This window comes from Micromonospora sp. URMC 103, from assembly GCF_051386435.1.
Taxonomy (GTDB): Bacteria; Actinomycetota; Actinomycetes; order Mycobacteriales; family Micromonosporaceae; genus Micromonospora.
Window position 1 is genome coordinate 678216 of the sequence record NZ_JBPQTR010000006.1, and the last position, 20540, is coordinate 698755.

General features: G+C 73.1%; 18 protein-coding genes. 7 read left to right on the plus strand and 11 right to left on the minus strand.

Features of this window, described 5'->3' with window-relative positions; all coding sequences use genetic code 11:
* Positions 1-299: 299 nt before the first annotated feature.
* The 3 genes from ACSNOA_RS29485 (at position 300) to ACSNOA_RS29495 (ending at position 4280) form a co-directional block, all read left to right on the plus strand.
* Entirely contained in the window at positions 300-1979 is a 1680-nt protein-coding gene (locus tag ACSNOA_RS29485) for a DEAD/DEAH box helicase (RefSeq protein WP_436663023.1), read from the plus strand.
* Positions 1980-2394: 415 nt separating this feature from the next.
* The gene (locus tag ACSNOA_RS29490) at positions 2395-3543 is read left to right on the plus strand and encodes a class I SAM-dependent methyltransferase (protein ID WP_436663024.1); all 1149 of its coding nucleotides are present in this window, start codon (positions 2395-2397) and stop codon (positions 3541-3543) included.
* A 320-nt stretch (positions 3544-3863) separates the two neighbouring features.
* On the plus strand, positions 3864-4280 hold the full coding sequence (locus tag ACSNOA_RS29495; RefSeq protein ID WP_436663025.1) for a helix-turn-helix domain-containing protein: 417 nt from the start codon (positions 3864-3866) through the stop codon (positions 4278-4280).
* 168 nt (positions 4281-4448) lie between these two features.
* On the opposite strand, the gene ACSNOA_RS29500 is transcribed toward ACSNOA_RS29495, so the two are convergent.
* The 4 genes from ACSNOA_RS29500 to ACSNOA_RS29515 all read right to left on the minus strand — a co-directional run bounded on the left by ACSNOA_RS29500 (position 4449) and on the right by ACSNOA_RS29515 (position 9874).
* Positions 4449-5369, minus strand: coding sequence for a hypothetical protein (locus ACSNOA_RS29500; RefSeq protein ID WP_436663026.1), 921 nt, complete (start codon positions 5367-5369; stop codon positions 4449-4451).
* On the minus strand, positions 5362-5589 hold the full coding sequence (locus tag ACSNOA_RS29505) for a heavy-metal-associated domain-containing protein (protein WP_436663027.1): 228 nt from the start codon (positions 5587-5589) through the stop codon (positions 5362-5364). The genes ACSNOA_RS29500 and ACSNOA_RS29505 overlap by 8 nt, the downstream gene beginning before the upstream one ends.
* A gap of 134 nt (positions 5590-5723) precedes the next feature.
* On the minus strand, positions 5724-7892 hold the full coding sequence (locus ACSNOA_RS29510) for a DEAD/DEAH box helicase (RefSeq protein ID WP_436663028.1): 2169 nt from the start codon (positions 7890-7892) through the stop codon (positions 5724-5726).
* A gap of 56 nt (positions 7893-7948) precedes the next feature.
* Positions 7949-9874 carry a BTAD domain-containing putative transcriptional regulator gene (locus ACSNOA_RS29515; RefSeq protein WP_436663029.1) on the minus strand — a complete coding sequence of 642 codons (1926 nt, stop codon included), beginning with the start codon at positions 9872-9874 and terminating at the stop codon, positions 7949-7951.
* A gap of 164 nt (positions 9875-10038) precedes the next feature.
* Between ACSNOA_RS29515 and ACSNOA_RS29520 the strand changes: the two genes are divergently transcribed.
* Positions 10039-10866 carry a hypothetical protein gene (locus tag ACSNOA_RS29520; RefSeq protein ID WP_436663030.1) on the plus strand — a complete coding sequence of 276 codons (828 nt, stop codon included), beginning with the start codon at positions 10039-10041 and terminating at the stop codon, positions 10864-10866.
* Between the two features lie 60 nt (positions 10867-10926).
* Here ACSNOA_RS29520 and ACSNOA_RS29525 read toward each other — a convergent pair whose 3' ends face one another.
* From ACSNOA_RS29525 to ACSNOA_RS29550, 6 genes are all read right to left on the minus strand, one after another.
* The gene (locus tag ACSNOA_RS29525) at positions 10927-12060 is read right to left on the minus strand and encodes a branched-chain amino acid ABC transporter permease (RefSeq protein WP_436663031.1); all 1134 of its coding nucleotides are present in this window, start codon (positions 12058-12060) and stop codon (positions 10927-10929) included.
* Complete coding sequence (locus ACSNOA_RS29530) at positions 12057-12947, minus strand: branched-chain amino acid ABC transporter permease (RefSeq protein WP_436663032.1); 891 nt, start codon at positions 12945-12947, stop codon at positions 12057-12059. Before ACSNOA_RS29530 ends, ACSNOA_RS29525 begins: the two co-directional genes overlap by 4 nt.
* Entirely contained in the window at positions 12947-13723 is a 777-nt protein-coding gene (locus tag ACSNOA_RS29535) for an ABC transporter ATP-binding protein (RefSeq protein ID WP_436663033.1), read from the minus strand. The genes ACSNOA_RS29530 and ACSNOA_RS29535 overlap by 1 nt, the downstream gene beginning before the upstream one ends.
* Positions 13720-14463, minus strand: a complete 744-nt coding sequence (locus ACSNOA_RS29540) for an ABC transporter ATP-binding protein (RefSeq protein ID WP_436663034.1) — start codon at positions 14461-14463, stop codon at positions 13720-13722. The genes ACSNOA_RS29535 and ACSNOA_RS29540 overlap by 4 nt, the downstream gene beginning before the upstream one ends.
* Positions 14464-14467: 4 nt before the next feature.
* A complete protein-coding gene (locus ACSNOA_RS29545; RefSeq protein WP_436663035.1) occupies positions 14468-15667 on the minus strand; it encodes a substrate-binding domain-containing protein in 1200 nt (399 codons plus the stop codon).
* A gap of 190 nt (positions 15668-15857) precedes the next feature.
* Positions 15858-16130, minus strand: coding sequence for a hypothetical protein (locus ACSNOA_RS29550; RefSeq protein ID WP_436663036.1), 273 nt, complete (start codon positions 16128-16130; stop codon positions 15858-15860).
* Between the two features lie 286 nt (positions 16131-16416).
* Here ACSNOA_RS29550 and ACSNOA_RS29555 point away from each other — a divergent pair, with 286 nt between their 5' ends.
* Entirely contained in the window at positions 16417-16647 is a 231-nt protein-coding gene (locus ACSNOA_RS29555; protein WP_436663037.1) for a GntR family transcriptional regulator, read from the plus strand.
* 622 nt (positions 16648-17269) lie between these two features.
* On the opposite strand, the gene ACSNOA_RS29560 is transcribed toward ACSNOA_RS29555, so the two are convergent.
* Positions 17270-18403: a glycerophosphodiester phosphodiesterase gene (locus ACSNOA_RS29560; protein WP_436663038.1), complete on the minus strand. Its 1134-nt coding sequence runs from the start codon at positions 18401-18403 to the stop codon at positions 17270-17272.
* Positions 18404-18543: 140 nt separating this feature from the next.
* Here ACSNOA_RS29560 and ACSNOA_RS29565 point away from each other — a divergent pair, with 140 nt between their 5' ends.
* Positions 18544-19878 carry a TrkH family potassium uptake protein gene (locus tag ACSNOA_RS29565; RefSeq protein WP_436663039.1) on the plus strand — a complete coding sequence of 445 codons (1335 nt, stop codon included), beginning with the start codon at positions 18544-18546 and terminating at the stop codon, positions 19876-19878.
* The gene (locus tag ACSNOA_RS29570; RefSeq protein WP_436663040.1) at positions 19868-20536 is read left to right on the plus strand and encodes a potassium channel family protein; all 669 of its coding nucleotides are present in this window, start codon (positions 19868-19870) and stop codon (positions 20534-20536) included. The genes ACSNOA_RS29565 and ACSNOA_RS29570 overlap by 11 nt, the downstream gene beginning before the upstream one ends.
* The last annotated feature ends 4 nt before the right edge of the window (positions 20537-20540 follow it).

The window sequence follows — 20540 nt, forward strand, 5'->3', positions numbered from 1 at the left end:
GCGACGCACCGGGCCCGACGACCCGGCGCGGTGGCTTGCCGGACGACCGCTGCTGTGAGCCAGGCCACACGGAGCGGCCCCGGCGGATGTGCACGGACCGGAATCAGATCGTCATCCTGTCGGTTCAGGTAGTATGGAACAGTTGCCGTGGGCGCCGATCTGATCGAAGTGAAGCCCGCGGCGCGCGTGCGGCCCGGTCGGTCTCGGCGATCCGCCCCCCACCGTGTGGCCCGCGCCATACCGAACGCGCCCTGCGGACATGACGGGGCGCACCCACGAGAGGGCACCCCCAGATCCAGATGAGCGAGTTGACACAAGGCATCCCGGGAGGCCACGAACTGGCCCCCACCGCTCCGGTACGACCGGAGGCACCCACTTTCGCCGAGCTGGGCGCGCGTCAGGAGACCGTCGACGCGCTGGCTACGGCCGGCATCACCCGCGCGTTCGCCATTCAGGAGTACGCGCTGCCGATCGCGATGCGCGGCACCGACCTGATCGGCCAGGCGCCCACGGGCACCGGCAAGACGCTGGGCTTCGGCGTACCGCTGCTCGAGCGCGTGTTCGCGCCCGAGGAGGGCGGCGACGGCCTGCCCCAGGCGCTGATCGTCGTCCCCACCCGCGAGCTGGGCCTCCAGGTCGCGAAGGACCTGGCCGCCGCGGGCAGCACCCGGGGCGTCCGGGTGCTGCCGATCTATGGCGGCGTGGCGTACGAGCCGCAGATCGAGGCGCTGCGCAAGGGCGTCGAGATCCTCGTCGGCACGCCGGGCCGGCTGCTCGACCTCGCGAAGCAGAAGCACCTGCGGCTTGACCGCGTGCACGCCCTGGTCCTCGACGAGGCCGACCGGATGCTCGACCTGGGCTTCCTCGACGACGTCGAGAAGATCCTGGCGATGCTCCCCGAGGACCGGCAGACCATGCTCTTCTCGGCGACCATGCCGGACCCGATCGTCACGCTCTCCCGGCGCTTCCTGCGCCACCCCGTGACGATCCACGCCGGGCACACCGCCGAGACCGGGCCTTCGCCGCAGACCGAGCAGCTGGTCTACCGCACCCACTCACTGAACAAGATCGAGATCGTGGCCCGCATCCTCCAGTCGGAGGGCCGCGGCCTCACCATGATCTTCACGCGGACGAAGCGGGCCGCCGACCGTGTCGCCGAGGAGCTCGACTTCCGCGGCTTCGCCGTGGCCGCCGTGCACGGCGACCTCGGCCAGGGCGCGCGCGAGCGGGCGCTGCGGGCGTTCCGCGCCGGCAAGATCGACACGCTCGTCGCCACCGACGTGGCGGCCCGGGGCATCGACGTCAGCGGCGTCACCCACGTCATCAACTACGACTGCCCCGAGGACCAGGACACCTACACCCACCGCATCGGCCGCACCGGTCGGGCCGGGGCCAGCGGTGTCGCGGTGACCTTCGTCGACTGGGACGACATGCCGCGCTGGCGGATCATCGACAAGACGCTCGGGCTGGAGATGCCCGAGCCGCCGGAGACGTACCACACGTCCCCGCACCTCTACACCGACCTGCACATCTCGACGGACGTGTCGGGCACGCTGCCGACCGCCGAGCGCACCCGGGCCGGGCTCTCGGCCGAGGTCGAGGAGGACCTCGGCGGTGGCCGCTCGCGGCGCGGTGAGGGTCGGGGCGCCCGCCGCAGCGGCGGCCGGGGCGAGCGCAACAGCGGCGGCCGGGGCGAGCGCGGCCGCGACCGCGGCGAGCCGGCCACGCCCGCGCCGGCCGAGAGCACGGCCGAGGAGAGCACCGGGACTGCGCGCCGCCGCCGTCGCCGGCGGGCCGGTGAGGTCGTCGCGGGCGAGCCGACGGCCGTGATCGCCGAGGGTGGCGCCGCCGAGCCGGTCACGGCCGGGGCCGCCGCCGAGGGCGAGGCGTCGCCGAAGCCGCGTCGTCGCCGGCGCCGCCGTGGCGGATCGGGTGCCGGCGCGGGTACGCCCGCCGAGGCCAGCACGACCGCCGACTGACGTAGCACGAAGTTGGACGTCCCCCACCCCAGTCACGGGGCCGGGGGACGTCCCGTCTCCACCCTCCGCTTCACCGCCCCGTTTGCGCCCGAGCCCGGGCCGAGCCCGGGCCGTGGCGCTGCCCCGCCCCAATCCCGCCCGGGCCCCGGCGCTGCCCAGCCCCAGCCCCAGCCCCAGCCCCAGCCCCAGCCCCAGCCCCAGCCCCAGCCCCAGCCCCAGCCCCAGCCCCAGCCCCAGCGATCATGCAGTTGTGGTGCCTGACAAAGGCCCCATAAGGCCAACACTCGGGCACCACAAGTGCATGATCGACGGTTCGGGGCCGGCGGGGCTGCGGAAGTGGCGGGGTTGGGGCGGGGCCGGGCGGGGGCGGGACCCGGGGGGACCGGCAGCAGGGGGAGCAGGGGAGGATGGGGAGATGCCGGAACCGCTGGATGCCGCGTTGACCGAGGTGCGGGCGTTGCTGCTCGACCCCGCGCTGACCCGAGCGGTCGCCGCCGGGCGACGCCGTGGGCACCGCCCCTCGGTGGTCCGGGCAGAACTGCGCCCGGTGACCCTCAAGGCGGGCGCCCGGTTGCAGATCTCCACCTCCGACGGCGCCCGTCCATACACCCGTAACGTGGCTCCCGGGCCGGAGACGGACGCCGCGCTGGACGCGCTGCTCGCGGAGCCGTTCGGCAACTGGCACGTGGAGACCGCCGACACGACGCTCCAGTTGCGGGTGACGAAGTCGGGTGAGGCGCAGGTGCACCGGGCCGCGACCGCCCGGCCGGCCGTCGCCCCCGCCGGGCACGACCGGGAGAAGGAGTACCTGCTCGACCCGGGCGACCCGATCTTCGCCGAGATCGGGGGCTCGGCTGCGAAGCGCCGGCAGGTCGACGCCTTCCTCCGGGCGCTCGCGGCGACGCTGCCCGACGAACTGACGGGCCCGCTGCGGGTGGTGGACCTGGGCTGCGGCAACGCGTACCTGACCTTCGCGGCGTACCGGTACCTGGCGGGGCGCGGGCTCGACGTGGAACTGGTCGGTGTGGACGTCCGGGAGGACCAGCGGCGCCGCAACACCGAGCTGGCCGAGCGGCTGGGCTGGGGCGAGCACGTCCGTTTCGTGGCCGGCACGATCGCCGACGCGGTGGTCGAGCCCGCCCCCGACCTGGTGCTGGCCCTGCACGCATGCGACACGGCCACCGATGAGGCGTTGGCCCGCGCGGTGCGGTGGGACGCCCGTTGGGTGCTCGCGGCGCCGTGCTGCCACCACGACGTCGCCGCGCAGCTGCGCGCCCGGCCGGCTCCGGCCCCGTACGAGCTGCTGACCCGGCAGGGCATCCTCCGGGAGCGGTTCGCCGACGTGCTCACCGACGCGCTGCGCGCCGGACTGCTGCGGCTGCACGGCTACCGCACCGAGGTGGTCGAGTTCGTCGACTCCCGGCACACCCCACGCAACCTGCTGATCCGGGCCCGCCGCACCGGGACCGAGCCCACCGACGAGCAGCGCCGGGACTACCGGGACCTCGTCGACCAGTGGCAGGTGACCCCGCGACTGGAGAGCCTCCTGTCACCGACGCGCTAGCGGAGGTGTCCACGAGCAGCCGCTTGATCTCCGAGTGCCGGACGGCCGCGCCGCGCTGGAGGCCATCCGCGTCCCGAGCGCCACGCCGACGAGGGTGGTCGTCACGGCGCCGGCGGGCGACGGCGCCGGTCAGGCATCGAGGTTGGTTGAACGACGGCAACCATCGTCGCACCGCGCGGCGTCCCGCAGACGTTGCGTGAAAAAAGGTCCCGTCCATGGGACAGTTTGTGCGGTCAGTCAATTGTTTCCGGGCCGCGCGGTACTACGCTCGGATGCGACATCGTCCCGGTGTACCGCCTCGGGAGGGAAGACCCGCACGAATGGGTTCCGCAGAGGTTTCGCCGCAGATGGCCTTCGCACGGTTCGTGCGGCGCGCCATCGACGACGCTCGTGACGAGCGAGGCTGGACCGTCACCGACCTGGCCAGCCACACCGGCGTCGGCCGCTCCACGGTCTTTCGGTGGTTGGCCGGCGACTGGCAGGACTACCCCGAACTGGCCAAGGTGCGCGGTTTCTGCGCCGCGCTCGACCTGCCGGTCGCCGCGGCGTTCCGCGCCCTCGGCCTGCCGGACGCCGGTCCCATGCCGCGTCGCCGCAGCGAGGAGGGGCCGGTCGAGGCGGACGTCCGGGTGATCCTGGACCGGCTCGCCGACCCGACGGTGCCGCTGGAGGAGAAGCACCACATCCGCGACCTGCTGCGCTACCTCGCCCGCCGCCCGATCCGGCGGGCCGGCTGAGCGGGCCGGCCGAACAAGTCGGCTGAGCGAGCGGCTGAGCGAGCCGGCTGAACAAGCCGGTTGAGCGGGCCGGCTGAGCGGCCCCGCTGAACGAAGTCCCCGGGACCCGCCGGCCACATCGGCCCGACCCGCGCGGCGGGCGGGCGCACCACCCCCCGCCGGTCCTCGTCACGGCACCGTGACCGTGAACTCCGCGGTCCGCACCACTCCGGCGACCTGGAAGTCGAGGTAGAGCCGGTAGCGGCCGGGGCCCGGCGTGGTCAGCGAGAACCGCACCGCCCCGTCGACGAGCTGCGACTCGGGGTGCACGTGCAGGTAGCCGAGGTCACCCTCACGCAGCGCCACCAGGTGGCCGTACGCCCCGAGATAGCGCTCCACCGGGGCGGTGGCGCCGTCGGCCGTGATCCGGAACGTCAGCGCCACGGTGGCGCCCGCCTGCGGGGTGCCCGCGTACTCGACGGTGAACCCGCCCACGGTGGTCGAGGTGGCGGCGGCCGGCAGCGGGCGCGGGTCGTACCGGCCGGGAACGGTCAGGTCGACGCCGAGGGTCAACGCCGTCTGCGCGCCGGTGTCGGCGACGGTGGTGAAGTCGGCGTACGCGCGCCAGGTGCCCGGCTGGGGCAGGGTGAGCGGCACCGACCAGGTGCCGTCGGGCGCCATCGTGGGGTGCAGGTGCTGGAAACCGGTGAGGTCGCGACGCACCACGATGAGGTGCAGGGGCTTGTCGTGCACGACGGCGAACCGGGTGACCGGCCGGCGCTGCGCGTCCCGGATCTGGAACCGGAAGGGTTCCGCCCGCCCGGCGGTGAACCCGGTGGTCAGCGGGGCGAGGGTGTACCCGGCGGCGCTGATCGCCAGCCCACCGGCGTCCGTGCTCGCGGACCCGTCGGCGACGGCGCCGTGGTCGTGGGGCGCGGTGCCCGGCGGATGCGTGTGGTCGGTCGTCTCCAGGCCGACCGCCGTGGCGGCGCCGCCGGAGTTGAGCCGTCCCAGACCGAAGCCGAGCAGCACGGCGAGCACCAGCCCGCCGACCGCGAGGGCCAACCGGAGCGTGCTGCGGTCGGGCGCGGCGGAGACCTGGTCAGGCACCGCCGTCGCCCAGCTCGTAGCCGGCCTCGTCGACGGCCGCCCGCACCACGTCGTCGGGCAGCGGCCCGAGGCTGGTGACCGTGGCGGTCCCGTGGCGCAGGTCGACGCGGACCTCCCGCACGCCGGGGAGCGTGGACAGCTCGTCGGTGACCGCGCGGACGCAGTGCTCGCAGGTCATGCCGGTGACGGCGTACGTGCGGCTGACGGGCTGCTCATCCATGCCGCCCACGGTACCGCCGGGCCGGGCCGGGGCCCGCCGGTCTCCGGGCGGCGTGGCGACGGTCGCACCTCACCGGGCACGGGAACTTTTCCCACCCGCCGCCCGACGGGAACCGGGCGGCGCGTCACCGCGGCTCAGCCGGCGACGGCCAACGCGAGCGGCAGCACGTCGGGGGCGCCGGCGCGGCGGAGGGCGCGGGCGAGGAGCGTCATGGTCCAGCCCGAGTCGACCAGGTCGTCGACGAGGAGCACCGGGCCGCCCAGGTCGGCGAGCGCGGCGGCCAGATCGGCCGGCACGGTGAAGGCGTCGTGCAGCGCGCGTACCCGCTGGGCGCTGTTTCCCCGCGCGCCCCCGGCGGCCGCGGCGGCCGGCGGAAGCTGGCCGAGCAGCGGCAGCCGGCCGACCGCGGCGATCCGGTCGGCGAGCGAGCCGACCAGGCGGGGCCGCCGGTGGGAGCCGGCCGCCACGACGGCGACGGGCCGGCGCGGCCAGGGATCGTCGCCGTGCGCCCACGCCTTCAGCACCTCGACCACGGCGGCGGCCACGTCGTCGGGGACCGGGGCGTCGGGGGCGTCCGGGCCGGTGAGGGCGCGCAGCCGCGCGCCCCAGCCGAGGTCGGAGAGCCGGCCCACGGCCCGCCCCGGCAGCGCCTGCTCTGCGGGGGCGATGCGTCCCTTCAGGGGTACGCCGACCGCGTCCAGCCCGGTGGGCCACAGCTTCTTCGGCGGGATCTCCACGCCGGGGCGGCCGAGGAACGTCTGCGCGCCGGTCAGCGCCTCGGCCGACACGTCGGTGGTGAACAACGGCTCGGCGCACCGGTCGCACCGGCCGCAGTCGGTAGCGTCGGCGTCGTCCAGGCACTCCCGGAGGAAGCGCATGCGGCAGCTCGTCGTGGTCGCGTACTCCCGCATGGCCTGCTGCTCGGCGGTGCGTGCGGCGGCGACGCGGCGCAACCGGGCCTCGTCGTAGGTCCAGGGCTCGCCCGTGGCGAGCCAACCGCCGCGCACCCGGCGCACCGCGCCGTCCACGTCGAGGACCTTGAGCATCAGCTCGAGCCGGGCCCGGCGCAGGTCGACCAGGGGTTCCAGGGCCTGGGTGGAGAGCGGCCGGTCGGTGTGCAGGGCGGCCAGCACGGCCCGTACCTGCTCCTCGGGAGGGAAGGCGAGCGAGGCGAAGTAGCGCCAGATGGCCGCGTCCTCGGCACCGGGGAGCAGCAGCACCTCGGCGTGCTCCACGGCGCGGCCCGCGCGACCGACCTGCTGGTAGTACGCGATCGGCGAGGGCGGGGCGCCGAGGTGCACCACGAAGCCGAGGTCGGGCTTGTCGAAGCCCATCCCGAGCGCGCTCGTCGCGATCAACGCCTTGATCTTGTTGTCCAGCAGGTCCTGCTCGGCGGCCCGCCGGTCGGCGTCGTCGGCCTGTCCGGTGTACGCGGCTACGGCGTAGCCACGGGAGCGCAGGAACTCGGCGGTCTCCCCGGCGGCGGCCACGGTCAGCGTGTAGACGATGCCGGAGCCGGCCAGCCGGTCGAGGTGGTCGGCGAGCCAGGCCAGCCGGTGTGCCGGGCTCGGCAGGTCGAGGACGCCCAGACGCAGTGACTCGCGGTCGAGTGCGCCGCGCAGGACGAGGGCGTCGCTGCCGTCACCCGTGCTGAGTTGTTCGGCGACGTCCGTGGTGACCCGGGCGTTGGCGGTCGCGGTGGTGGCGAGCACGGGCGTGCCGGCCGGCAGGTTGCCCAGGAAGGTCCGCAGCCGCCGGTAGTCCGGGCGGAAGTCGTGCCCCCAGTCGGAGACGCAGTGCGCCTCGTCCACCACGAGCAGCCCGGTCGTGGCAGCGAGCTTCGGCAGCACCCCGTCGCGGAAGTCCGGGTTGTTGAGGCGTTCCGGGCTGATGAGCAGCACGTCCACCGCCCCGGCGTGGATCTCGGCGGTGATCTCGTCCCACTCCTCCAGATTGGCGGAGTTGATGGTGCGGGCGCGGATCCCCGCCCGCGCCGCCGACTCGACCTGGTTGCGCATGAGCGCCAGCAGGGGCGAGACGATCACGGTCGGCCCGGTCGGGACGCGGTCGCCGTCCCGGTCGCGGTCCCGGCCGAGGTCCCGGTCGCGCAGCAGGGCGGTGGCCACGAAGTAGACGGCCGACTTGCCCCAGCCCGTGCGCTGGACGCAGAGCACCCGGCGCCGGTCGACCACGAGCGCCTCGATGGCCCGCCACTGGTCCTCGCGGAGCCGGGCGTGCTCGCCGGCCAGCCGCCGCAGCACCGCCTCGGCCCGCTCCCGCACCGCCACCCGATCCTGGCTCATCCGGCATTTCTACCAGCGACGACCGACGACACCATGCCCGCCGCCGGAGATCCTGGTCAGGATTCGGGCGGGGCCGCCGGCCCCCCGGTGCGAACCGACATCGGCGGCAGGAAGACGAGCAGGTCGCGGAGGGGTTCGGTGAGGTTGGGCGGCAGCATGCAACGGCCCGCGAGCTCCTCGATCGAGGCGTACGGGCCGCGTAGCCAACGGTCCACGGCCAGGTGCCGGCACTGGTCGGCACTCAGGCCGGGCAGCCTGGCGAGTACGTGCTCCGGTACCGAGTTGACGTCGATCAGGCCGCCGTCGTCGAAGGAGCGGGGCAGGTCGGGACGCCCGATCCGCAGCTCGCCCCGGGCCGCCGGGTAGTGGTAGAGCAGGTAGCGGGAGTGCTCGCGCCGGAGGCGACGCTCCTCCTCCCGGCTCTTGGCGATGCTCTTTCCTCCGGTGAGCGTCGCCCAGACCCCGCGGTTGAGCACGATCACGTGTGCCGCCCCGACGAACAGACTGATCGCCGCCAGCCCGACGAAGAGCGCCGCCGTGGCCATGGGCGGCTCGGCCTCGGGATTCTCGAGGTCGAGCAGGGACAGCTCGACGACGACCAGCGCCAGGTAGCCGACGCCGGCGAGCGCGAGCCGCCAGCTGCGCCGCCAGGCGGCGTACGCGAGCATCACCAGCCAGGTCGAGCAACCGAAGGAGAGCAGGACGAGGAGGGTGCCGACGACCGTGGCGGTGGCACTCGCCCACCGGGGCGCCGTGGTCCCACGCCGTGTCCCGCGCTGCGACGGCACCGGGTCGGTGAGCGGGGAGGGCGTGGGCGCCGGTGGGACGTACGGCGGAAGGGACGCCGGGTCGACGGATGGCGCGCCGAGCGGCGGCGGCACCGCGGACGTCGGCAGGATCCGCGCGTCGGACGGCGGCGCGGCCGGGCCACCGGGCGGAGCCGCGCCCTGTCCGGCGGGTGCCGGCAGCACGGTCGGGTGGACCGGCGGCTCGGCGGACATGGCCGGCGGCGACACGGGCGGAGCCGGCGCCGCCGGCGGCGGTTCGGGCGCTGCCGGCACGGCGGGCGGCGTTCCGGGCACGGCCGGCGACGATGCGGGCGCCGCGGGCGACGATGCGGGCGCGGCGGGCGACGATGCGGGCGCCGCGGGCACGTCCGGCGGCGGGGCTACGGCAGGCTCGGCGGGCGACGCCGCCACCTCCGCGGCGGGCAGCAGGGTCGGGTCGGAGCGGAGGATGCGCCGGTGCAGCTCCTGGAGCCCCTCACCCGGTTCGATGCCGAACTCCTCGCGCAGCAGGTCGGCGTGATCCCGGTAGGCGGCGAGCGCCTCGGCATGCCTGCCACTGCGATACAGCGCCAGCATGAGCTGGTGCCGCAGCCGTTCCCGCAGCGGGAAGTCGGCGACCAGCTCCACCAGCTCACCGACCAGCTCCCGGTGCCGGCCGAGGTCGAGGTCGAGGTCGGCGCGCGTCTCCAGGGCAGCGGCCCGCAGCTCCACCAGCCGATGCCGCGCCGAATCGAACAGTGGACCGGGCAACCCGGCGAACGGTTCACCGCGCCAGGACTCCAGCGCCGACCGCAGCTCGGCGACCGCCTGTGCGGTTCGGCCCTCCGAGCGCAACCGCTGCGCCCGCCGCACATCGCGTTCGAACCGCACGGCGTCCACCGACTCGGGCGGCACCCGCAGCAGATAGCCCGCGTCGGTCAGGGTCAGCACCTGCCCGGGCGTACGTGGGGAACGGCCCGGCTCCAACACCCGACGCAGGCCGGCCACGTACTTCTGCACCACGTTCGGGCCGTTCGCCGGCGGGTCCTCCGGCCAGACCGCCTCGATGATCTGCCCGGTGGGCACGGGCCGGCCCGGCGAGAGCAGCAGGACCGCCAGGACGGCGCGCTGTTTGCCGGGCCCGGTGTCGAGCTCCCGTTCGCCGTACCAGGCGCGCTGGGGACCGAGGACCTCGAAGCGCAGCGTTCCTGACATGCGAATTCCCGCTCCTGACAGCCCCCGTTCCCGTCGGCGGCAGCCGCACGACAGTCGGACCGCAGCACCGGCAGTCCGACCGAAGCATAACCGCAGCGATTCGGCAGCGACGGCCCCCAGCATCGTCATCGGCAACCGCCGGAACTGCGAGAAAGAGAACCGCGATGACAGAGCGCACCCGTACCGTCGGATTCCTCCGTCGGGCCACCGTCACGAGCGCCGCCCTGGCCGTGGCCGCCCTTGCCGGCGGCTGTGGACCCGGCGGTGGGACGGACCGGGCGGCCGAGCCGGGGCAGCAGCCCAGCGCCGCCATGACGCCGAAGGAGGCCCTGCTCGCCGCCGTGCCGGACGGCACGGAGGGAACGATCCGCTTCTCCGGGCGCGATTCCTCCAGCACCCTGTCCGGTGTGGTCGACCCGGCCGCGAAGGGCGCCGAGATCACCACCGCGGTCAAGGACGCCGACCTGGGTTTCACCACGACGCTGTCGTTCCGGATCGTGGCCGACGAGGCCTGGATGAAGGTGAAGTTCAGCAACACGAAGGGCCTCACCGGCTTCCCCAAGCTCCCGGACCGGTGGCTACGGCTGGACCGCGCCCGCATCACCGACGCCGAGAGCGCGCCGGTCTACGAGGGCGCGGACCTGGGCAACGCCGGCCCGCTGATCGAGGCGGCGACGGAGGTGAAGGAGGAGGCCGATCGCCGGTACGCCGGCACGATCGACCTCACCTCCGGCGAGGCGGCGAAGGTGCTGGACGCGGAGGAGATGACCGCGCTCGGTGCGAAGGCCGCGGCCGTGCCGTTCACGGCGCAGGTCGGCCCGGACGGCAATCTCGCCGCGCTCTCCCTCCAGGTGCCCGCCGCGGGTGGTCGGAAGGCGTACGAGTACCTGGTGCAGTACCGCGACTACGGCACCGCGCCCAAGGTCACCGCGCCGACCGGCACCGCCGCACAGGAGGCGCCGGCCGCGGCGTACGAGTTGCTGAACGGCTGACCCACCACGGTACGAGGGAGGCGACGCGCCCACACGGGGGGCCGCGTCGCCTCCCTGCCGTCAGGTGCCGCTCCTCCCCGGAGACCTCCCCAGGGAGCGGCGCAGCAGGGTCAGGCGGGGGGTGAGGCTGGCCAGGCCGCCCGGGAAGAAGTACACGGCCAGGATGAAGATCGTGCCGAGCACGAACAGTGGCTGGGAGAGCGGGCGGCTGAGCACCGCGGGCAGCGAGTCGACCGCCGCCGAGCTGCCGAACGCGGTGAGCCGGTGGTCCAGGTACATGTAGAGGATGCCGCCGAGCACCGGTCCCCACCGGGTTCCGGGCCCGCCGAGCACCACCATGACCAGCAGCGACAGCGTCAGCTCCGACGAGGTGATGTGCGGCGACGCCCCGCCGACGATGAGGCAGTAGACCACTCCCCCGGCCGCCGCGAGCCCGCCGGCCAGCGTGAACGCCACCAGCTTGTAGCGGTACGGGTCGAGGCCGAGCACGCCGATGCGCCGCTCGTCGTCGCGCAGGCCGGCCAGCACCCGCCCCGTCGGCGAGCCGCTCACCCGGTGCACCACGAACACGACCACGGCCAGGTAGGCGAGCGCCAGCCAGTACAGGTTCACCGTGTTGGTCACGCCGACCAGCCCGGCGGGCAGCCCGGAGACGTCCAGGGGCAGGCCCTCCTCGCCGCCCGTCAGCCCGCCGAAGTCGCGGGCCACCAGGATCGCGCCGACCTGCGCGAAGGCCAGCGTCACCATGGCGAACGCGATCCCGACCGTACGCAGCGCCACGGCGCCGAGCAGCGCCGCGAGGATGGTGCCGCCACTGATCGTGAGCAGCGCCGCCTGCCACAGCGGCAGTCCTGCCTTCGTGACGAGCACGTCGGTGCCGTACACGCCGGCCGCGAAGTAGAGCGCATGCCCGAAGGAGAGCATCCCGGTCCGGCCGAAGAGCAGGTCGTACCCGGCGGCGAGACCACCGAAGACCAGGCAGATGGCGAGCAGTTGCAGGGTGCCGGGAGAGTTCAGCGGACCCTCGAAGATCCCGGGGAGCTGCACCGTCGAGTACGGCAGGATCGCCGCGACCAGCAGCGCGACCAGCGGCAGGAACGGGCGTGCCCGGTGCCACCGGCCCCGCCCCGGGGTCAGCTCGGCGGGCACCGCCGCGGGCGGAGCGGGTACCTCGGGGCTCTTCACCTCGGTCATGCCGTTGCCACCTTTCCGGCGATGCCCTGCGGGCGCAGCAGCAGCACCACGGCCAGCAGCCCGACCACGCAGATGTCGCCCAGGCCGGAGGTGCCGTAGTAGTTGACGAACTGTTGCAGCAGGCCGACGGCGACCGCCGCGTACGCGGACCCGAGCACCGAACCCATCCCGCCGATGACCACCACGATGAACGCGAAGATCAGCAGGGAACTGCCCTGCCCGGGCGAGACGGTGCCGAAGTAGACCCCGCCCAGCGCCCCGGCGAGCGCGGCGGCGGCCCCGCCGATCGCGAAGACCAGCGTGAACGCCTTGCGGACGTCGATGCCGAGCGCCGTGACCATCTCCCGGTTCTCGACCCCGGCCCGGATCACCAGGCCGTAGCGGGTCCAATGAAGGAAGGCGAGCAGCGCGCCGAGCACCAGCACGGCCGCGACGATCAGCAGCAGGCCGCCGTTGGGCACCTGCGCGCCGAGGATCCCGGTCACCCCGCGCGTCCACTCCGGCCTCGGGAACGGCCGGGCGTCGGCGCCCCAGGCGGCCTGGAGCAGGGCCACCCCGGCCAGCGACAGGCCGACGGTGACGAGCACCTGTTCGATGGTGCGCGAGTAGAGCGGGCGGATCAGCACCAGTTCGACGAGGACGGCCACGAGGGTGCCGGCGGCCACCCCGAAGGCGACCGCGAGCACGAACCCGAACCCGTCGGCCCCGGCGCCCGGCAGGTTGCCCGCCGCCCACCACGTCGCGTACGCCCCGACGCCGAGGAAGAGCCCGTGCGCGAAGTTGAGCACGTCGGCCAGGCCGAAGACGAGGGAGAGCCCGGAGGCCACCAGGAAGTAGAGCGCCGCCAGGCCCAGCCCGGTCAGCGTCAACAGGATCACGGTGCCCATCAGTGCGCGTCCTTCCCCGCCGCGGCGGCCCGGCCCGACGCGTGGTGCGACTCGCCCGTGCCCACGCCGAGCAGGGACTTGGTGAGCGCCGTCTCCAGCAGCAGCTCCTGCGCGTCGCCGGTCCAGGCCACCTGGCCGGCGGCGAGCACCACGGCGTCGCGCGCGAGCCGCCGTACGACGGCCAGGTTCTGCTCGACCAGCAGCACCGGCACCGCCTCCGCGACGCGTTCGAGCACCTCGGTCACCTCGGTGACGACCTTCGGCGCCAACCCCTTGGTCGGCTCGTCGACCAGCAGCAACCGGTTGTCGTTGAGCAGCACCCGCCCGATCGCGAGCATCTGCTGCTGCCCGCCCGAGAGCGAGCCCGCCCGTTGCCGTCCGCGCCGCTCCAGCTCCGGGAAGAGCGCATAGACCTTGTCGTACGCCGGGGTCGTGCCCCGCCGTTCGGCGAGCCGCAGGTTCTCGGTGACGGTGAGGCCGGCGAAGACGCACCGGTCCTCCGGCACGTAGCCGAGCCCCCCGCGGACCAGCCGGTACGTGGGGCGGGCCAGCAGGCTCTGCGCGCCCATGCGGATGGTGCCGCGCACCTCGCCGTTGCGCGGCGTCAACCCGACGATCGCGCGCAACGTCGTGGTCTTGCCGACGCCGTTGCGACCGAGCAGCACGGTCACGCCGGTCGGAGCCACCGCGAACGAGACATCCTGGAGGATGTGCAGCCCGGCGATCCGGACCGACAGGTCCTCCACGGTGAGAACCGGCTCGTTCCTCGCGCTCACAGTGACTCCCCGAGGTAGGCCTCCTGGACGGTCGGGTTGGCCATGACCGTCTCCGGGGTGTCGCAGGCGAGCAGCGCCCCGTGGTGCATCACGGCGATGCGGTCCGCCAGCTCCAGGATCACGTCCATGTGGTGTTCCACCATGAGCACCGAGCGGCCGCTGTCCCCGGTCAGTGACCGGATCACCGTCACGAGTTCCGGCACGTCCTCGGCGCTCACCCCGGCCATCGGCTCGTCGAGCAGCATGACGCGCGGCTCGCCGGCGAGCAGCAGCGCGATCTCCAGCTTGCGCTTCTCACCGTGGGCCAGGGTGCCGGCGAGCGCCGTACCCCGGTGGGCGAGGCCGACCCGGTCGAGCGCCGCGTCGGCGGCGGCGGCCACCTCCCGGTCGGCCGCCGCCCGCCGCCACAGCTTCATCGAGCCCCCGCGGTGCGCCTGTACGGCGAGCCGGACGTTCTCCCGCACGCTGAGCGAGCCGAAGACCGACGACGCCTGGAAGGTACGGCCGAGCCCGAGCCGGGCCCGTCGGTGCGGTGGGAGGGTGGTGATGTCCTGCCCGTCGAGGGTCACCCGACCTTCCGTGGCCCGGCGCAGGCCGGTGATCAGGTTGAACAGCGAGGTCTTGCCGGCGCCGTTCGGGCCGATCACGCCGAGGAACTCCCCGGGCGCCAGGTCGAGGTAGACGCCGTCGACGATGGCGACCTCACCGATCCGCCAGGTCAGACCGCGGGTGGCGAGCATCAGGTCAGCCCTTCATCGCCACGACCGGCGGCGCGGTCTCGTCGCCGGTCAGGCTCTTCTGGGCGGTGGCCGTGAACTCGGTGCCGCTGCCCGTGAGCTTGGCCTGGTACATGGGCTGGAGCAGGGCGTGGTCCTCGGCGCGGACCGTGGTCTTGCCCTTGATCCCGTCGAAGCTCCAGCCCTCCAGGGACTTGACCATCTTGTCGACGTCGTCCCCACCCTCCTGCACGGCGCGGACCACCATCTGGGCGGCCGCGAAGCCGTCGGGGTGGAACAGGTCGACGGTGCCGACCTTCGCCTTGAGCGCCTTGGCGGCCTCGGTGTCGCTGGCCCCGTCGAAGTAGTGCGACAGGAAGGAGATCTTGGTGCCGGCCGCGCCGAAGGTGGGCCAGGAGGCACGGATGTCCAGGCCGGTGACGACCGTCGTGGACGAGAGCACGCCCTGCTGGTCGAGGGTCTGCCACATGGCCGGGGCGGTGGTGCCGGCCCAGGCGACGAAGAGCAGGTCCGGCTTGGCGGCCTTGATCTGGCTGGCGAACGGGGTGAACTCGGTGGCGCTGGCCGGGGCGCGCACGCTGCTCACGGTGGCGCCGGCGCCACCGATGACGGTCTTCACGGCCGCCTCGTTGGCGTCACCGAACGCGCCGTCCTGCGCGAAGACGACGACCTTCTTGCCGGCCGGGTCCCCGATGAACGACTTCGCGGTCACCACGTCCTGGTAGGACTGGCGGCCCGAGCGGAAGGTGTACTTGTTGGCGCCGGTCACCGCGTCCGTGGCGGCCGGCCCGGAGATGAAGAGGACCCTGTTCTGCGCCGCGATCGGCGCCACCTGGAGTGCCACGCCGGAGGCCGTGGAGCCAGCGATGATCTTGGTGCCCTTGCCGATCAGGTCCTTGGCGGCGGAGACGGCCTTGGCCGGGTCACCGGCGTCGTCCAGCTCGGTGATCTCGATGGCCCGGTCCCCGACCTTGTTGGTGCCCTTGGTCGCGTAGTCGAGCCCGGCCTTGAACCCCTCGATGTACTGCTTTCCGTAGCTGGCCAGGGCACCCGACTGCGAGTACACCAGACCAACCTTGATCGGGGCGGCGCTGTCGCCGCCGCCGGAGGCGGTGTCCTGCGGGCTGCCACAGGCCGTGGCGGCCAGGGCCGCGGCCATCATCGTGGCGGCGGAGAGGAACGCCCGCCGCGTCGTCCGGACCGTCATTGCGACTCCACGTGAGGACTCGGAGGGAGGGAACTCATTGTCGGCTCACGCTAGAAGTGACGTCACCCACGGGCTATGTGGTCGCAACACACAAGTAACAGAAGTAGGGTGGCCTGCCCTTACAGCGGCCCGCCCATACCCGCCTCCGCGGCCGCGCCGCGATGGGCGTCACCACCGTTCCCGTCGGACGTCATGTGTCGGCCCCGGCCATCGACCGCGGTGCCGGGCCACAGGGCCCGTCGTGGTCGGCCGGGCGCGGGCAGCGGCGGCCTCCGTCGAGCCGCGTGTCACAGAAGACCCGATGGCGTACGAACTGCGCGTCCTCCTCCGACACCGTCGTCTCGCCCGGATCCACGTCGGGCAGGAAGCCCAGCGCCCGGGTGATCGCCCGGGCGAACCGCTTCGCGGCGGCGAGATCGCGGGCGATCACGGGCAGGTGCACCACGAACCGCTCCCGGCTCATCCGTTCCCCCCTGCGGGCCGATCGGCTTGGAGGCGGCCCGGCCAGCGGATAGGGGACGCAGGCCGGGCCGCCGGCCCCGCGACCGCAGCCCACCTCGGCGGTACGACCACGGAGCCCATCTGACGTCCGCTCCCGAGGCTTGCCGAACCAACCGGAGCCGGACGCTGTCAACCTACACCAGTTACTTGTGTAGGTCGACCCCGTGCCGTCACGACACGATGGCTTGTTGCAGTTACTGGTGTAGGCCGGCATGATCGGAGACGCCGAACCAAACCGGAGTCTCCCCATGCCCACAGCTGAAGCGCCATACCGCCGGATCGCCAACGACATCACGGCGAAGATCAAGAGTGGTGAACTGAAGCCTGGCGAAAAGCTGCCGTCGACACGCGAGCTGGCCGAAGCCTACGAGGTCCACATGAACACCGCCTCCCGGGCGCTGTCACTTCTGCACGACCGTGAACTGATCACCGGGCACCCTGGGCGCGGCACCTACGTCGCCGACCGCCCGGCGCAGTAGCACCGACGCGCTGTCGCCCTGCCCCCGTCGACACCTGCCCCAGCCGACGCTGTCGACCTGCCCCAGATCTGGGGCAAGCCGGGGCCGGCGTCCGAAGGGGACCGACTTTTCCCCGATCAGGGTTGTGGATCACCGCGCGCCCGGCTCACGCTCACCCCGTGCGCCCCCGCACCCCGCCCGCGTTCGAACGCCCCCGGACCCATGATCCGCACAACTTCAGAGATGTAGCGGCCTCAGACCGCGCGGGAGGCAACTACATCCCTGAAGTTGCGCACACACCGCCCCGACGCGGCGGCGAGCAACCACATCCGGGGGGCGTCGACAGCCCGACCCGGGCCACAGCCCCTCCCACCCGACACCACACACCCCCACTCACCGCGCACGTCACACCTCCCACGCCGACGAGCCACCCACCCCGCGCAAGATCCGCACAACATCAGAGATGTAGCGGCCTCAGACCGCGCGGGAGGCAACTACATCCCTGAAGTTGCGCACACACCACCCGACGCGGCGGTGAGCAACCACATCCAGGGCACGCCGACGGGAGCAGCGAGAAGGGGGCTGGCCCGTCACCGAGGGGGGTGGTGACGGGCCAGCGGCTCACGTGATGCTCGGGAAGGTGTCAGGCGATACCGGCGCGGGCGGCCGCCGCGGTGTCCGGCTGGTCGGTGAAGACGCCGTCCAGGCCGAGGCGGAAGAACAGCTCGTACTCGCTGGTGATGTCGCCGCGGGCGTTCGGGTCGGTGCCGATCCGGAAGTCGACCGGCAGGAACTGGTTCTCCACCCGGAACGTCCAGGCGTGCACGATCAGGCCCTCGCGGTGGGCGTCCCGCACGACGGTGGTGGGGGCCAGCAGCTTGCCGGCGGCGTCCCGGGGCACGATGAGGTTCTTGTTGGCGCCGATGCCGTCGGCGTACGCGGCGATCCACCTCAGTCCGGCCGCCGACGCCAGGTCCTGGTAGTTGCGGGCGTCACCGGCGACCGTGAAGTCGTACGGGCGGCCGGCGGCGTCGAGCAGCTGCGCCAGCCGGACGTCGGTCATCCGGTTGAGCCGGCGCAGGTTCGCGGTCTCGAAGGACTGGATGATGACGGGCGAGTTCGCCCGGGTCAGCTTGTTGGCCCGCAGCACCTTCACGAGCGGCTCCTCGAGCGCCAGCCCGATCGACGCGAAGTAGGTCGGGTGCTTGGTCTCCGGGTAGATCCCGATGGTGCGGCCCCGCGCCCGCCCCTCGGTGCGGGCCAGGTCGATGACCTCCTGGAGGGTCGGCACCTCGAACCGCCCGTCGAACGCGGTGTTCGTGACCCGCACCTGCGGCAGGCGCTCCTTGGCGCGCAGCGTCTTCAGCTCGGCCAACGTGAAGTCCTCGGTGAACCAGCCGGTCACCGCGACGCCGTCGATGGTCTTGGTCGCCTTGCGCCCGGCGAACTCGGGGTGTGCCGCCACGTCGGTGGTGCCCGAGATCTCGTTCTCGTGGCGCGCGACGAGAACGCCGTCCCTCGTGGATACCAGGTCCGGCTCGACGAAGTCGGCGCCCATCCGAATCGCCAACCGGTACGCCTCGAGGGTGTGCTCCGGCCGGTAGCCGCTCGCGCCGCGGTGGCCGATGACCAGCGGCTGGTCGCCGGCCCGGGCGGCCGAGAGGTCGGCGGCCGAGCGGCCCGCGGCCGGCTCGGCGGACGCGGCCATGGTCGGCACGGCGACGGCCGCGGCGAGCAGCGCGCCGGCCACGCCGAGGGCGGAAAGGGTACGTCGCAACGCGGTCTCCTGTCGTCGGGGGGACCGCCTCAGGAGACCGCCTTCGATTGACCGGCAGTTGGTCGTCGACTGGCCGACAGGTGAATCTCCGGATTGCGCGTTCGGCCACCCCGCTACCGGCACGAAAGGAAGATTGTCTGGTGCGCCGGATCTTCCGTCATCCCGTACGCCTGGTGCCGTTCGGGTTCCTGGTGCCGATCCTGATCGGCACCGGGCTGCTGTCGATCCGCCCCGCCACCATCGAGTACCAGCGGCCGCCGTTCGTCACGGCGCTCTTCACGGCGACCTCCGCGCTCTCGGTCACCGGCATGGCGGTCAACGACACCCCGAACTACTGGTCAGGTTGGGGGCTGCTGGTCATCACCGTGCTGACCCAACTGGGCGGCCTCGGCATCCTCTTCGTCGCGGCGCTCGTCATCCTGGCCGTGTCCCGCCAGCTCGGACTCCGCAACCGGCTGCTCGTGCAGGCCGAGACCCAGGCGTTCGGCATCGGTGACGTGGCGCGCCTGCTCCGCCGGATCACCGTGACCGTCTTCGCCTGCGAGGCGGTGATGACCGCGGTGGTCGCCGGGCGCCTGTGGACGGCCTACCACTACACACCCGGGCGCGCTCTCTGGACCGGCCTCTTCCACGCCGTGCAGGCGTTCAACAACGCCGGCTTCGCCCTCTACACCGACGGCCTGCTGGCCTTCTCCCAGGATCCCTGGGTGGGCCTCCCGCTGGCGTTCGGCGCCATCGTCGGCGGACTCGGGTTCCCGGCGCTCTTCGAGGCGGTCCGCGAGTGGCGGAGGCCGGTCCGCTGGGCGGTCGCCACCAAGCTGACCATCTGGGGCACCGTCACGCTGCTGACCTTCGGCTTCGTCTGGGTGCTCCTGTCCGAGTGGACCAACCCGCTGACCATCGGCCAGTACGGCATGCGTGGCAAGGCGCTGGCTGCCTTCACCCAGGTCGCGCTCAGCCGCACCGGAGGGTTCGACGTCATCAACATCGATTCGCTCCAGGAGGAGAGCTATCCCCTGTTCGTGGCCCTGATGTTCATCGGTGGCGGCAGTGCCAGCACCGCCGGCGGGATCAAGGTCTCGACCTTCTTCCTGCTGGCGTTCGTCATCTGGGCCGAACTGCGTGGCGAGCCCGACGTCTCCGTGGGCCGGCGGCGGGTGGCCACGGCGAGCCAGCGGCAGGCCCTCACCGTGGCCCTGCTCAGCGTCGCGCTGGTCGCGCTCGGCACCGTGGCGGTGATCCTGCTGACCGAGGGAACCCGGTTCCACCAGGCGCTATTCGAGGTGACCTCGGCGTTCAGCACCACCGGCCTCAGCGTCGGGCTGGCCCCGTCGATGCCGGAGAGCGGGCAGCTCGTGCTCACCCTCCTGATGTTCATCGGCCGGGTCGGCCCACTCGCCCTCGGGTCGGCGATCGCGCTCAACACCCGCCACCGGCGGTACCGATACCCGGAGGAGCAACCCATTGTCGGCTAGGACCTCGAACGACGACAGCGTCGCGGTGATCGGGCTGGGCCGATTCGGCGCGCACCTGGCCGAGTCGCTGGCCCGGCTCGGGCACGAGGTGATGGCGATCGACCGCAACCCGGAACTCGTGCAGCGCTGGTCGGACCGGCTCGACCGGGTGGTACAGGCCGATGCCACGGAGGAGGACGCGCTCCGCCAGATCGGAATGCCGGACATCCCGCGTGCCGTGGTGGCCATCGGGGCGTCCGTCGAGGCCAGCGTGCTCACCGTGCTGGCCCTCGTGGAGGTCGGTGTGCCGCGGGTCTGGGCGCGGGCCACCTCGGCGGAGCACGCCAAGATCCTCTCGTCCGTGGGAGCCCACCACGTGGTCTTTCCCGAGGCGGAGACCGGCGAGCGGGTGGCCCATCTGATCGTCACCCGGATGCTCGACTTCATCGAGTTCGGCGACGACTTCGCCGTCGCCAAGGTGCGGGTGCCGGGCGCACTCGTGGGACGGTCACTGGCACAGATCCGGCCGATCGACCGCTACGGCGTACGGGTGATCGGCGCGAAGCTGCCGGGCGAGCCGTTCCGGTACGCCTCGGACACGACGGTGCTCGACGCGGGAAGCGTGCTGGTGGTGGAGGGCAGCATCGAGCAGGTTCAGGGCTTCGCCGGCCTGGAGTGAGGGC